18 protein-coding genes are annotated in these 13,575 nt (G+C 49.3%); 3 read left to right on the plus strand and 15 right to left on the minus strand.

Annotation, left to right across the window (positions count from 1 at the left end; translation table 11 throughout):
- Positions 1 to 19 precede the first annotated feature (19 nt).
- Positions 20 to 538 carry a hypothetical protein gene (locus tag H8J70_RS00405; RefSeq protein WP_186501787.1) on the plus strand — a complete coding sequence of 173 codons (519 nt, stop codon included), beginning with the start codon at positions 20 to 22 and terminating at the stop codon, positions 536 to 538.
- A gap of 207 nt (positions 539 to 745) precedes the next feature.
- On the opposite strand, the gene H8J70_RS00410 is transcribed toward H8J70_RS00405, so the two are convergent.
- From H8J70_RS00410 to H8J70_RS00470, 13 genes are all read right to left on the minus strand, one after another.
- Entirely contained in the window at positions 746 to 1,162 is a 417-nt protein-coding gene (locus H8J70_RS00410; protein WP_186501788.1) for a phage tail assembly chaperone, read from the minus strand.
- A 13-nt stretch (positions 1,163 to 1,175) separates the two neighbouring features.
- A complete protein-coding gene (locus H8J70_RS00415; RefSeq protein WP_246415210.1) occupies positions 1,176 to 1,604 on the minus strand; it encodes a phage tail tube protein in 429 nt (142 codons plus the stop codon).
- A 14-nt stretch (positions 1,605 to 1,618) separates the two neighbouring features.
- Positions 1,619 to 2,701, minus strand: coding sequence for a phage tail sheath subtilisin-like domain-containing protein (locus H8J70_RS00420; RefSeq protein ID WP_186501789.1), 1,083 nt, complete (start codon positions 2,699 to 2,701; stop codon positions 1,619 to 1,621).
- Positions 2,682 to 3,146: a phage tail terminator family protein gene (locus H8J70_RS00425; RefSeq protein WP_186501790.1), complete on the minus strand. Its 465-nt coding sequence runs from the start codon at positions 3,144 to 3,146 to the stop codon at positions 2,682 to 2,684. The genes H8J70_RS00420 and H8J70_RS00425 overlap by 20 nt, the downstream gene beginning before the upstream one ends.
- Entirely contained in the window at positions 3,143 to 3,562 is a 420-nt protein-coding gene (locus tag H8J70_RS00430) for an HK97 gp10 family phage protein (RefSeq protein ID WP_186501791.1), read from the minus strand. Before H8J70_RS00430 ends, H8J70_RS00425 begins: the two co-directional genes overlap by 4 nt.
- Positions 3,549 to 3,890, minus strand: coding sequence for a phage head closure protein (locus H8J70_RS00435; RefSeq protein ID WP_222433517.1), 342 nt, complete (start codon positions 3,888 to 3,890; stop codon positions 3,549 to 3,551). The genes H8J70_RS00430 and H8J70_RS00435 overlap by 14 nt, the downstream gene beginning before the upstream one ends.
- An 11-nt stretch (positions 3,891 to 3,901) precedes the next feature.
- Positions 3,902 to 4,183: a head-tail connector protein gene (locus tag H8J70_RS00440; protein ID WP_186501792.1), complete on the minus strand. Its 282-nt coding sequence runs from the start codon at positions 4,181 to 4,183 to the stop codon at positions 3,902 to 3,904.
- A 3-nt stretch (positions 4,184 to 4,186) separates the two neighbouring features.
- Positions 4,187 to 5,377 (minus strand): phage major capsid protein, encoded by a 1,191-nt coding sequence (locus H8J70_RS00445; protein ID WP_186501793.1) that lies wholly within the window; start codon positions 5,375 to 5,377, stop codon positions 4,187 to 4,189.
- Between the two features lie 16 nt (positions 5,378 to 5,393).
- Positions 5,394 to 6,098 (minus strand): head maturation protease, ClpP-related, encoded by a 705-nt coding sequence (locus tag H8J70_RS00450; RefSeq protein ID WP_186501794.1) that lies wholly within the window; start codon positions 6,096 to 6,098, stop codon positions 5,394 to 5,396.
- Between the two features lie 77 nt (positions 6,099 to 6,175).
- On the minus strand, positions 6,176 to 6,937 hold the full coding sequence (locus H8J70_RS00455) for a hypothetical protein (protein ID WP_186501795.1): 762 nt from the start codon (positions 6,935 to 6,937) through the stop codon (positions 6,176 to 6,178).
- A 60-nt stretch (positions 6,938 to 6,997) separates the two neighbouring features.
- A complete protein-coding gene (locus H8J70_RS00460) occupies positions 6,998 to 7,537 on the minus strand; it encodes a phage portal protein (protein WP_246415211.1) in 540 nt (179 codons plus the stop codon).
- Positions 7,538 to 7,591: 54 nt separating this feature from the next.
- Positions 7,592 to 9,391 carry a group II intron reverse transcriptase/maturase gene (ltrA, locus tag H8J70_RS00465; protein WP_186501796.1) on the minus strand — a complete coding sequence of 600 codons (1,800 nt, stop codon included), beginning with the start codon at positions 9,389 to 9,391 and terminating at the stop codon, positions 7,592 to 7,594.
- A 531-nt stretch (positions 9,392 to 9,922) separates the two neighbouring features.
- Positions 9,923 to 10,717 (minus strand): phage portal protein, encoded by a 795-nt coding sequence (locus H8J70_RS00470; protein ID WP_186501797.1) that lies wholly within the window; start codon positions 10,715 to 10,717, stop codon positions 9,923 to 9,925.
- Between the two features lie 112 nt (positions 10,718 to 10,829).
- Between H8J70_RS00470 and H8J70_RS00475 the strand changes: the two genes are divergently transcribed.
- Together H8J70_RS00475 and H8J70_RS00480 are read left to right on the plus strand one after the other, a co-directional pair.
- Positions 10,830 to 11,198, plus strand: a complete 369-nt coding sequence (locus H8J70_RS00475) for a type II toxin-antitoxin system RelE/ParE family toxin (protein WP_186501798.1) — start codon at positions 10,830 to 10,832, stop codon at positions 11,196 to 11,198.
- The gene (locus H8J70_RS00480; protein WP_186501799.1) at positions 11,195 to 11,473 is read left to right on the plus strand and encodes a helix-turn-helix domain-containing protein; all 279 of its coding nucleotides are present in this window, start codon (positions 11,195 to 11,197) and stop codon (positions 11,471 to 11,473) included. Before H8J70_RS00475 ends, H8J70_RS00480 begins: the two co-directional genes overlap by 4 nt.
- A 6-nt stretch (positions 11,474 to 11,479) precedes the next feature.
- Here the strand turns inward: H8J70_RS00480 and H8J70_RS00485 are convergent, their stop codons facing one another.
- Positions 11,480 to 13,072: a terminase large subunit gene (locus H8J70_RS00485; RefSeq protein WP_186501800.1), complete on the minus strand. Its 1,593-nt coding sequence runs from the start codon at positions 13,070 to 13,072 to the stop codon at positions 11,480 to 11,482.
- 5 nt (positions 13,073 to 13,077) lie between these two features.
- Positions 13,078 to 13,548, minus strand: coding sequence for a phage terminase small subunit P27 family (locus H8J70_RS00490; RefSeq protein ID WP_186501801.1), 471 nt, complete (start codon positions 13,546 to 13,548; stop codon positions 13,078 to 13,080).
- Positions 13,549 to 13,575: the final 27 nt, after the last annotated feature.

Genomic DNA, 13,575 nt, shown 5'->3' on the forward strand with positions numbered 1-13,575 from the left:
TAAAGGAGCTGGCTTACCAATGACAAAAATTAAAAAAATAATTATACTTATGGCTGTTTTTTTGATACCTATTGTGTGCCCATCATTTTCACAGGCATATTATGTTACTCAGAATAACTATTTAACCGAATGCAAAATTGGCCCCTTAGGCTTAAAAAGCCCATTTGATATGAATGAACTAAATTCTCTATTTGGCAATATGACAAAACCAGCTATTCAAGGTGGTCCTGCAACGAATCCCATGGTGTTGTATTTTAACAATGCCAGAATAATTGTTATCGGCAATAAAATCTGGTGCGTTTCAGTTACCACAAATAAAGGTAAGAACGGAATAGCATTAACGACCCCTAAAGGAATATCAGTTGGCGACTCCTTGGATAAAATATTTACAAAATATGGTGCACCAGACAGCACACGCAAATCCACATTAGATAACACAACAAGGTATACTTACGGAAGTTTTGAGATTGATTTGACCTTTACGGTTAATGAGAAGAATAAAGTTACCGAAATCTCTATTGGTATGCCAACTTGTTGATACTACAGCTATTTAATAAACGGAAATTATGAAAAGAGCCTTCAAGCTATAGCAAAGGCTCTTTTTTATTCCGTTCTTCTATCTCATACCGCACAAAAGCATACAACACCTGTCGTTCCCCGTATCCCAATTTCATGACCGCTGACGGCAGCAGGTGATGGTCCCGGAAAAGGAGATACATCGCCTGCACTTCGCCATCGGTCCGGATCAGTTTTTTATGGCTTCATCCGCTTTTTTCTGCGTAGTGTAACCGTTGAGTTCAGTAATCTGCGCCGTAAGGTCAGCGATTTCTCCCGCCAGGAACAGTTTCCGGATGATGTCGCCCGGAAGGACTACCCCAAACTTTTCCATCAATTCTTTGTTCTTGAAATCGGGATCAGCGATGCCCGCCAGGAGCGTCTGGGTCTGCATCTGGTAAATGTCTACATTATCGGCATTGCCGTTCGTAAAATCCACGGCCATTTTCTGGATGTCGGCATAGCGTTCCGGATCGATGGCCCTGAGCGTAATAACGAAATCAAAGCCAAACAGCTTCGAGAGCCGCTCCATCTTCACCTTTTTAGTCGGTCGTTCGGCCAGTTTATTTACTACGTCTGCTTTCAGCAGCCTGTCTACCATATTCATAGTCATTTTCTCCTTATGCTAAATCCAGTAAATCCCAGTCCGAGAAAGTAAAGCTGTAACTTTCCTCGCCCATCTTGTCCACTTCCCAGTCTGCCAGAATCAGGCTGTCGAAGGTGGCGTCCTTGATGACGATTCGTTCACTGCCGATGGCATCCTTGTCATCAAGAACCGATACAATAGTCACCACGGTCTGTTTACCCGCCTTGATGTTGTCGTTCATCTTCCTGATCATGTAGCTGGAGACTTTGTGGAGCTTCAATTCGCCCTTGCAGTCATACCCGGTGACCTTGTAGCCCTTGCCCACATGGCGGAGCATCTTCACTTCTTCCTTAGTCAGCGTGACTTCAGCCTTAAAAGCGGTGGCTTCCGCCATGAGGTCGCCATCGATATACAGGTCGGCGTACTTGCCATTCATGACCCGTTTGGCTTCCATACTGTTCATCCGGCTTCACCTCCTCAGATATTGATCGTAATCGTGACATCTTCCATGGCATCCAGGAGCGATGCCTTGACGGAGATGAACACATTGCTGCCGATATTAGCCAGCTTGATGTCCATTTCAGACATATCCGCCAGTTCCTCTTTGGTATATTTGCCGTTGGATTCCAGCCAGATTTTCGTGGATTCCACGTCAATATAGGCGTTGTTCTGGTCCTGTTCCAGTAGTCCTTCCTGGGCCAGCTGGTCGAGATAGCCCTGGATAGCCGTTACCAGCAAACAGCGGTTGGCATAACTGTTGGCATACTTGCCGAGATAATGGTCCTGGGCCGTCGTGCGGATATCGTCGTGCATCATATCCATCAGATCCACGAGTTTGATTTTCTGGAAGCTCGTCCCCTTGTCCTGGACGGTCGTTACCAGGGAGTTGATGCCCCGGGCCAGTTTCACTTTTTCGCCGTCAAAGAAAAAGAACAGCTTCCCCGCACCCGTCATGGTATCCATTTCCTCTTTCGTCCAGACATCGCAACCGATAACTTCCGGCAACGGCGCGTAAGTACAGGAAATCGTCATGGGCGTCCCGGCAATGATGCCAGCAATGCGGCTGCAGTACTGGGCCGTCGTGTACGTTTTCGTCCGGGTCTGGATAGTCTTGTTGACGAAGTTGATGACCCCTTCCGTATCTGCTGTACACTCCGGCAACACGGCCTTTATCATCTTGTCTTTATTGGTACGCATCCCCTTGACCCAGGTGGCGATGGTATCAATATGCGACGTTTCAATATCCGGGATAACCAGATAATCGAAGCGTTTGTTCTCGATGATTTTCAGGATATCCGTATAGTCCTCGGTTTCGCTGCTGATGATTTCCGCAATGACTTTCTTCGGACTGTTCACATAACCCCGCAGAGCCAGTTCCAACTGTTCCCGGTTGCTGTCCGACAGTTCCTTGGGAATATCATCTGCCGTGTACAGGCTCACTTCCATTTCGGAAGGCAGCGTTTCTTCCTTCAGAATCATCAGGACAATGCCGCGTTCGCTCCGTTCAATCGCACTGATGCCTTTTTCCTTGAACGCGATATTAATAGATGGCATTTTCATCCGTTATCGTTTCCTTTCCCTTGTACCGCTGATGCAAGATTTCCATGAGTTCGGCTTCATCATTTTCCTCTGCCGAATCATAATAATTCAGCGTAAGCGTTACCCGGCCGCCATCGTTGTCCTCACCGATGAGTTCCTCGCTCATGGACGCGACAGCAAAAAACCTGTCCTGGACGGCAATCCCGTCACGGAACAGGTCTTCAACGGCAGCCAGTACTCCATATATGGATGTGCTGGCTGCCTGTTTCTGTGGTATATAGGTGATGTAAATATCCGTATCCCGGTATACTCCCTGACCGCCCTGCGGCGAAGTGACCGTCATGGATTTCAGGAAAAATGCGGGCGGCCGGAATCCTTCCTTTACTTCCTGCAGATACACGAGATACGGGAACCGCTCTTTCAGCTTCTGCTGTACGGCCTGCAGGATGTCGATATCATGAATCATGTGCCTCCCGCCTTCCGGATGAGTTTCTTCGTGAGTTTCTCAAGGCCGGGCTGCAGGTCCTGCGATTCAAACAATTTCACGGCTTTTTCCGTGTAGTGCTGTCCTTCGTAGTAACCGACAGTCCTGCCGCCGGGCGTTTTCTTGACATGCCCGCTGTTCAGCAGGTGATGGACCGGGTGCTTGTTGACCAGCTCGTAGGTCAGCTCCGAACCATTGAAGCCTTTCACTTTATGTTTCCATCCCTTCTTCAGCTTGCCCGTACTGCCTTCCGGGGTCTGGTTCACGCATTCCTTCTTGAGCTTGTTGCCAATCGTCACCAGTCCCTTTTCGGCCGTCCCCGGAAATTCCTCGATGGCAGACAGCAGTTTGCCGGACAATTCGTCTATTCCCTTAATATCAAATTCACTGTTGCTCATTGTCCTGCCCCCTGATTTCTTCCGTACAGTACAATTCCAGAGCTTCATGACGCATGTACGGATCTACGATGATATCGATGTCATACAGATGATTCTGATACTTCACTTTCATATCATGGGTGATACCTGGCCGCCAGCGGATGGTGATTTTGCTGTACTCCGTATCCGCCTTGCGCTCCATCTCATAGAACACTTTGCCACGGGCCGGCTCGATAGAAGCCCAACAGGTACAATGAACTACATCTTGTAACGTATCGAACCCCAAATCGTCAGTCTGTGCTTTCTGGCTAATAATCTGTACCCGTTTGTTGAGTTTTCCTGTCTGCATAATGATTCCCCCTAAAAAGCACTCCGCCGCACACCGAACAGCAGCCACCGCAGCATCTTCAGCAGGCCGGAATAATCCGCTTCTTCCCGATGCTCATACAAAAAGGCGGCGGCATAGAGAATGGCTTCATGGAACACGACGGGATTCTCTTCGGCATCCGCTTCCTCGCAGCGGGCCAGGTCCAGGCACAGCGCTTGGGCCGTTTCCAGGGATGACAGGATGACGTCATTATTCGATGTGTCATCCTCGTCAATCCGCAGATATTCCCTGACTTCTTCCAGGCTGACCAGCATGGCTTACGCCTTCGCTTTCACTTCGAGGGCTTTGACCGCTTCCTTCAGCATCAGCATACCATCGACGCGCTGGCTGGCGAGGAAGCCGATCTGGCCGTTGGCTGCATACAGTTCGTTGAGGCGCTTGAAGGAGCGGGATTCCCGGTCAGCAATCCAGTAGTAGCTGAAATCGCCGAAGAGAATCGGACGGTTCCCAGCAGCCAGTTCCGGAGCGAAGGATGTGCTGTAGCAGGGACGGTTCAGGATGGTATCCGGAGTGCCGGCCGTAACGGACGGCTGCCAGATATAGTTGCCGTTGTTGTCCTTGACCTTGCGCAGGGCCTTGATGGTGGAATCATTCAGAAGCCATACGGCCTTGCGGCGGTACGGGATGCGCAGGGAATGATACAGGTCGATGACGTCATCGAAAGTGATGGAAACCCCATTCGTCGTAACGCCAAGTTCCGCAGACGGGAACACGCCGGTCGGCTTGCTCTTGCCATCGCCCGTGAGGAAGGCTTCTTCTTCCTTGGTGCCGATACGGCGGGCGAATTCGCCGGCGATATAGCTTTCCAGGTCGAAGACGCTGTCGTTCAGAAGTTCTTCCGACACACGGATGGCCGTACCCAGCTTGTACGCCCCGATAGACTGCTGGCCAAAGGTATCCTGGCTGTCCGGATAGAGGCCGTTTTCTTCCATCCAGGCGGCTTCGCCGTGGCCCGTCACGATAGGAATCTTGCGGTCGCCGCTGGTGTGGATGACTGTTGCCAGGCTGCGGAAGAAGTTTTCTTCCTGGAGTTTGTCGATGAGCTGATGCTCGAATTCATCCGGCACCAGATAACCGCCATCGGCATCGGTACCCACGCTCAGGGCATTCTGCACATCGATGAAGTTCTTATGGCGGATGCTGTCCCAGAAAGCCTTCTGGTAGGCATTGGATGCGCGGCCCTTCTTCTCATTTTCCGTCTGGGGAGAACCCGGCTGTTCGGTAATGGGAACGCTCGTGGGTTTTGCCATTTCGGCATCCATACGCTGCTGGCGTTCCAGGCGGTCGATTTCTTTTCCCAGGTTCACTACATCCGCTTCCATCTTGTCATAACGGGCGGCATCTTCCGCAGAAATCATGCCGTTATCGTCACGTGCCGTATCCAGGAAGGCTTTCGCCGCATCCCAGAGGTTCTTGCGTTTCTCGCGCAGTGCTAAAATCGTATCCATTGTTTATTTCCTCCTGTCAATGAATGAGCAGTGCCAGCCGTTTTTCCAAATCAGCGGCTGGCACTTTCTGTAAAGGTTTATTCGGTTTTACTTTCTGTACAAAGGAATTCGTCACCGTAACCGGGCTGTACAGCATGGCGGCAGACTCCTGATCTTCTTCGTTCTTGTCAAAGAGAATCTCATCGGCAAAGCCCAGTTCCACGGCCTTGCGGGCATTGAGCCATGTTTCATCATCCATCATGTGCGAAATCTTCGTGCGGGCCAGGCCGCTCTTGATTTCATAGGCGTTGATGATGCTCTCCTTGACCTCTCTCAGCATACCGATGGTCTTTTCCATTTCGGCTTTGTCCCCGTAAGCCAGTGTCGCCGGATTGTGAATCATCAGGATGGCCACTGGCGACATGCAGACCTTCGTCCCGGCCATGGCAATGACCGAGGCTGCCGAGGCCGCCAGGCCATCAATCTTAACGGTGACGTTCCCCGGATAATCCATGAGCATGTTATAAATCTGGGCGGCAGCAAAACAGTCACCGCCCGGGCTGTTGATCCAGAGAGTGATGTCGCCGCTGCCCGCGTTCAGTTCATCCTTGAAAGCCTTCGGCGTCACTTCATCGCCCCACCAGGTCTCGTCCGAAATCTGGCCGTCCAGGTACAGCGTCCTATCACTGCCAAAGGCATCAGGCGCTTCATTGGTCACCCATCTCCAAAATTTATGTTTCATGTTCCACCCCCGTCCAAGCAAAAGAAAAGCACCTGGCAGTTTTCACTGCTAGGTGCCAATATATTGAATAGAAATTTTTAATTATTGAACATGGACAAGATTATGCTGTTTGGATAATTGTCAAACCACATATACTCTTCATGCCCCACACTGTACGCCCCGTATTGTCCGGCTCTTGGAACCCGATTAAATCCATACGCCGATTTGAATTCATACGGTGCATTGGCACAGTCAAAACCAGTCCTGTCAAAATGGCGATTGCCGTTCTGATATATTTTAATAATCCAAACGCGCTGATGTCTCATGGTCAGTTCCAATCCAAGCTTCTGATATTGCCATGTGTCTAAATTTTTCCAAGGTTTCAGGTTCTGAATTTTATCTGGCTTGCCATACTTAGCCAGCACTTCTTTTTCCGGCATATCAAGTCCGATGCCACCAACAGACTCATAATACTTTGCTGCTTTTGTTCTCATGAGCAGTATGCCTTTCCGCTCATCCATATTATCTCCGTTTAGGATAACATGCGCATGATAGCTGTCTTTTTGCAAATTTTCACCAATAACTGGCAAATCTCGATAACCATCCGCTTCAATTATACGAATAATGCAGCTGAAATTTGATCCACCTCCAGCCGGGTGGTATGCTCCTACAATAGCACAGCCATTGACAGTGTTACCTTTGAAATCCAAGACAACATTACCATCTGCATCATACCATGCTCCTTGAAGCTTAGACACGATACGTGGTGTCGCATCATAGTATGCCATTACTACTGAGCCGAAACACCACATCATGAATACAGCCACCAGCAAAACGAGTCTTTTCTTGTACCGTTTCATAACATCGCCTCCATAAAAGTATCATTCGATACTTCCATTATACAGGAGTGCCTGGGAAACTCAATCTGATGACAGCCTTTGATCGCCCTTGGCAAAAGCCCCGGCATCCTTGAGCTTGGTCATGCTGCCGTTCACTAGGTACAGGTTGCCGCCTTCCTCATCCGGCACGGGATTCATGTCTTCCATCTCCCTGATATCGTTGGCGGACAGCCAGCCGTTCTGCCGGCCGATGCTGTAGCCGGTCATGCGGCTCTCGTAGTCGCCGCGCATGAGGCCGTTCACATTGAACTTCAGGAAATACTGCTTCTTCTCTTCCGGCAGGAACAGGGCTTTCTGCATAGCCTGCTCCCAGCGGATGACCCAGGGGTCCAGCGTGTATTTCACGAATTCCATGGACTGCTGTTCGATATTATTGAAGGAGCTTTTCTCCAAATCGCCAATCATGTGCGGCGGGATGCGGTACAGTCTGGCAATTTCATCCAGCTGGAACTTCCGTGTTTCCAGGAACTGTGCCTCTTCCGGGGGGATGCCGATCTGCTGATATTTCATGTAGAGTAGGCAAGTGCCGCCGTGCATTGTTTCCAATGTCGGTTTGCACAAGCCTCTCCCCAAACCGTGCTTACACCTCTCGATGTACACGGCTTTCCATTTACACTATGACGAATGATGGATTTTCTTATGGCATTCTTTACAAACAACAAGTGTTTTCCGCTTTCTTGCAATCATCGCCATTTCCCATTGCTCCTTACCTTTGAGGTTTTTCATCTTGTTGATGTGATGAATTTCAAAAGCAATGCCATCACCTTCCGCACCGCATAATTCACATTTACAAGCCTTCAACCTGGCTTCAAGAGAATTTCTTGTGTTGAAATGGATATGGTTCTTCACCGTATCAATGCTTGGTTCGTCAAAGACAGTTCCTCGTTTGAAGTCCGAGAATTTCACAATCATCATGCGCTTTTTCTCTTTCTTCGTTTTATAAGGAATGCCCCACGACTTTCCGCACTTGAATATCCTCTTTATGCCTGATATTCTGGTTTTATGCTTCTTAGCAAGTGTTTTCAGACAGCTGTATTCCATCAGATAAACGAAATACGTCAGCTTTGAGAAATTACTGGCTATGCAGTAATAATTACAGATTCCACGAGTCTGCGAGTTATAGGTATCTACAATTTCAAGGTCAGTAAGACCCGCCATTGAGTTTCTTTGCCATGGGATGAGTTTGCCGTCCTTACCTTGAATGACAATCTCACGGTCGTACATGAACTTCTCAATCCGCTCCATGGGAATAAGCAATTCCACAGAGTTATTAAGCGTCCGCTGTAAAACCCCATTGGTTTTCCTTTTGGATTCCTGACATCTGCGCACGTTGATGTCATATCCGAGAAAATGAGCATTGCCGGAACTGTGCGTGATTTTTGTTTTCTCGTCAGACAATTCCAGTTTTAATCTTGTTGCCACAAACAACGTAAGCTCCTGCTTTATACGCTCCGCATCCTCACGGCTTCCGCTGACACCGATAATAAAATCATCAGCATAGCGTACATAGGCGATTTTCTTGTCGGAAGCGTCCTTGTATGGCAATCTGCGCTTTTCCACTTCAAGCTTATGAATCTGTTTTAACAGTTCTTTCTTTTCCGCTTCATCAACGCATTCGCCGTAACGCTTTTGCAATTTGACAATTCCTCTCACCTTTTTGCCGTATGCAGGTGTATAGGCATAATCAGCAGGCGCATTAAATTCTTTCTGCATGGCTTCTACTTTCTTGTCCAACTCATGCAGATATATATTTGCAAGAATCGGGGAAAGAATGCCGCCCTGCGGAGTTCCGCTGTATGTCTTGTGGTACTCCCAATTTTCCATGTAGCCCGCTTTCAGAAACTTTCCTATCAGATTTATGAACTTGCTGTCCTTAATCTTCTCAGAAAGCAGATTCAGCAGAACCGTGTGGTCAATGTTGTCAAAGCATCCCTTAATGTCTCCCTCGACAAACCATTTCGTACTGCGGAAAGAACGGCTGATTTCTTTCAGCGCTGAGTGACAGCTTCTATTCGGTCTGAATCCGTGCGAATGAGTACTGAAAACAGGCTCATAGATTACTTCAAGTATCTGCCGTATCGCATCCTGTATCAGTTTGTCTCTGAATGACGGAATACCTAATGGACGCATTTTTCCGTTGCGCTTAGGAATGTAGACACGTTTTACCGCTTTTGGCTCATAGGTTTGTTTTTTCAGTTCATCAATAATCTGATTCACATATTCCTTTCCAAAACCGTCAGCCGTATCATTGTCCACACCCTCAGTTCCTGCGCCCTTGTTTGCGTAAAGGTTCTTGTATGCGGTCATGTAAATATCCTCTCGCAAAAGATACCTATAGAGCCGCGTGTAGATACCGTCTGAATGCTCTTCAGAATTTCTGTACATTCGTTCTAAAATTTCAGATGTTGGTTTCATTGAGGTTTCTCCTCCCTTTCACCTTTCCTTTTAGAGTTGCATAAGCTGCGTTCCTTCGCCATGTAAGAGCTATTAACTCTCTCGGACTACTACGAACGCTCCGTACCCATGGGCGGTATTCAAGTCCTATAGACTATAGCCTTTCGGCATCCGCCTTTAGGGTATCCCCAGTTAGCGTCATTGCTTGGTATGCTCGAATTATCGGTTCCGCTTTAGACTCTTTAACACAGGTTCTCCTGCTCGTGCCGTGACATTCGCAATCATGCCGCCTTTGAAGGATGTAAAGACAGTCAGTCACGGAATGGGTAACAGGCTAATTTCCCAATTCCCCTCGGAAATGGACACTCAAGTCTCACGTTCAGTAGATACCTTAAACCTCATATCCGATTGTTGTGGCGGTTCAGTCGTACCCTTTAGCCTTTGAGTAACTTACCGCTTTCCTGTCGTGCTATGTTCCCGTATCAGCTTTCACTTTGCGGTAAGACAGGTCAACTCACCCATGATTGTGGGTGGTAGTACCAAACACTACTATCAATGACGCCCATCTGGGCGCACCCCTTCCTCGAGGACAGCCACCTTATGGGCATTGCCGCTGCCACGATAGACGGCATTCCACGAATCCCGGACCTTAGCCGGGTCTTTCAGGACGCCGGGGTGTTCCAGTACTCCGCTGGGACTGGCCCCGTTGGCAAAGAAAGACGCGCCATATTCTTCGCAGGCCATGGTCATGCCCACGGCATTGCGGGCCATGGCGATAGGAGAATATCCGACCAGGCCATCAAAGCCAAGACCAGGAATGTGCAGCACTTCTTCCTTTGGCAGAGCCACCTGCCCATACGGTTTGATGCTCGGATTTTCATCACTGGTCTTGGTGTACAGATAGAAAATCCGGCCCCGGTCATCCCGGCACACACTCATCTTGTCCGGCCGCAATGGATAGAGTCCCTGTACCCGTCCCAGGCGGTCACGGATAATCTGTGCGTAGGCATTGCCCCAGATGAGCAGGTGGCTCATGAGCGTTTCCCGGAAGATGAACGATGTCATCTCCGGGTTCGGCTCATCATGAAGCAGATGGTACAGCGGATGGTCATAGACCCGTTCCTTGCCGCCCTGCGTGTAACGGTACATCTGAAGCGGCAGGGCAGCTAAAGTTTCCGCCAGGATACGCACACAGGCATATACAGCTGTAGTCTGCATGGCCGTGAACTCGTTCACCGTCTTGCCGCTCGTGGACGGACCGAACAGGTAACGGAAGTCTGTACCGATGTAATAGTTCTGAGGTTTATCCCTTGATTTGAAGAACTGAGATAAAAACGGAATATGCATGGAAACCTCCTGAAATAAAATCAAAAGTATGATGGATCAATGCGTCTTTGCCTCTCTTGCCTTTTGATAGCATCTATGCTATCATCTAAATAGGAACACAAAGGAGATTAGGATGTACAAGATTGAATTTTATGAGAACCAGCGTGGTGAATCAGAAGTCTGGGATTTTTTGGAAACCTTGCGGGTGAAAAGCAAAACCAGTAAAGATGCCCGTATCCAGTACAACCAGATTCTTTTCTACATCGACCTGCTCGCTAAAAACGGTACCAATCTGCCAGTCAACATCACAAAACACCTGGAAGAAGATATATGGGAACTGCGTCCAGGAAATAACCGAGTCTTTTATTTCTACTATGATGAGAGCCAGTATGTACTGCTCCATCATTTCCGAAAAAAATCACAGAAAACACCAAAACGGGAAATCACCCGTGCTAAGGCAGAACGTGATGATTACATCCGTCAGAAGGAGGGAGAACAATGAGAACTTGGGAAGACTATAAAAATCATGTAAAAGCAATCAGTGAAGAAGAACGCCGCAATATGGAAGAAATCGAAGAAGTGAGCAATATTGTTTCTTCCATCATCCGGCGGAGACAGGAGCTTGGCATCAGCCAGCGCACCCTCGCAGAACGGTGTGGCATCCCCCAATCCTCGATAGCCCGTATCGAAACGCTGAAAACAACGCCAAAACTCGATACACTCGTCAAACTCATGCAAGCCCTCGACCTGAAACTCCAGGTTGCTGTAGCTGGTTAACAAAAATTAAAATGCAATAACGCCCCGTTCATCATAGACGCTGCCGCTGCCTGTTCCGTTACGGATGCAGCGATCCAGTGCCATGATGGATGCCACGATTCCGTCGATTTTTTCGACGGATTTTTCTTTGTCCGGCTTGATGTTCCCGGCCGGGTCCTGCCTCATGACCACATTTCCCGCCATCCATTTGAGGACGGGGTTGCCGCCATGGACGATATTCCCTTCCATCAGAAGCTTGAACAGTTCCTTGGAAGGCGGCGACATCTCCTTGAATCCTTGCCCGAAGGGAACCATGGTAAATCCCATATCTTCGAGGTTCTGTACCATCTGGGTAGCGTTCCACCGGTCATAGGCGATTTCCCGGATGTTATAGGTTTCACCCAGGTGTTCGATAAACTTTTCAATAAAGCCGTAATGAATGACATTCCCTTCCGTAGTCTGGATGAATCCCTGCTTCTGCCAGACATCGTAAAGCACGTGGTCGCGCCGGCATCGGAGTTCCAGTGTGTCTTCCGGCAGCCAGAAGAACGGCAAGAGCACATATTTCTCATCTTCCGTCCGTGGCGGGAAGGCCAGAACGAGAGCCGTGATGTCTGAGGTACTGGACAAGTCCAGCCCGCCGTAACACATCCGGCCACGTAAAGACTCCAGATTGATAGGCAGATTGCCTTTGTCGTAGACCTGCTCCGGAATCCAGCGGATACTGGCTGAAGTCCAGATGTTCAGGCGCAGCTGCTTGAACACGTTCTCCTCGGCCGGGTTCTCGATGGCGTTCCGGTACGCTTCCCGGACACGCTCTATGTTGATAGTGTAACCGAGAGACGGGTTCGCTTTATACCAGTTGGCTTCGTCCGTCCAGTCCTCCCCTTCTTCCAATCCATACACAACAGGATAAAAAGTGTAATCCCTCTTCCTGCCGTGCATGATGTCGAGTGCTTTAGTATGCAGTTCATAGCAGATGCTGTTCTTGTCATTGCCGGCTGTAGTGATGATGAAAAAGAGCGGCTGTTCACGGGCATCCCCAGAGCCTTTGGTCAGGACATCGTAGAGTTTCCGGTTCGGTTGGGCGTGGATTTCATCAAAAATCAGGCCGGATACATTCAATCCGTGTTTCGTGCCAGTCTCCGCTGAAAGCACCTGGTAGAACCCGGCGTTTCGGTAGTTGATAATCCGCTTGCCTGCCGACCGTATCTTGGAACGACGCAAAAGAGCCGGGCTCATCTCCACCATCTGCTTTGCTACATCGAACACAATGGATGCCTGGTTTCTATCACAGGCGGCGCCATAGACTTCTGCGCTTGGTTCGTTATCAGCATACAGAAGATACAGAGCAACAGCTGCCGCTAGTTCGCTTTTCCCGTTCTTTTTTCCTATCTCGATATAAGCCGTCAGAAACTGTCTGTTTCCGTCTTCCTTTACGATGCCGAACAGGTCACGGACTATCTGTTCCTGCCAGGGAAGGAGCAGGAACGGCTTCCCCGCCCATTTCCCTTTCGTGTGGCACAGGTTCTCTATGAAGGCGACCGCCCGGTTGGCCTTGTCCTTGTCGTAATGGGATGTCGGCAGCATGAACGCTGACGGTTTATATACAAATGCCAAATTTGTCACCCCCTTAACAGCAGTTCCATTTCATCCGTTTCTTTTTCCGCCCCATTTTCTTCCCCGACCATGCGGCTCCGGGCGGACGGTGTCAGGCCGAACTGCTCGCAGAACTTCAGCATAATCTTCAAATTGGTCTGGGCGATGGACACCTGCGGCACCTGCTGCAGATAGCCGTTCGGCGTCCGTACCATATCCCCGTGCTGGGTGATGAATTCTTCCGCCCCTTTCCACCGGGCGTAGGCCTGGCAGTAGCCGGCAAAAGTCATCATATCCAGGTTGGTCAGCATACCCATCTCCGCCAGCACTTTACCCAGGCGTTTCCATTCTTTCTTGGCGTCGTCTTCCAGCCAGTCCGGACAGCGTGGCAGCCTGCCTTTGGGCAGGGGTTCTTTCTTGTTGAGCGGCCGATGACCGGGATTGCCTTCCAGTACTTTGAGCGCTGTAGGTTTCGGTTTCCTTCCGCGAATGGCCATGGCCGTTCACCTCCTTCAAAAAAAATG

This window comes from Megasphaera hominis (genome assembly GCF_014269395.1).
Lineage (GTDB): Bacteria > Bacillota > Negativicutes > Veillonellales > Megasphaeraceae > Megasphaera > Megasphaera hominis.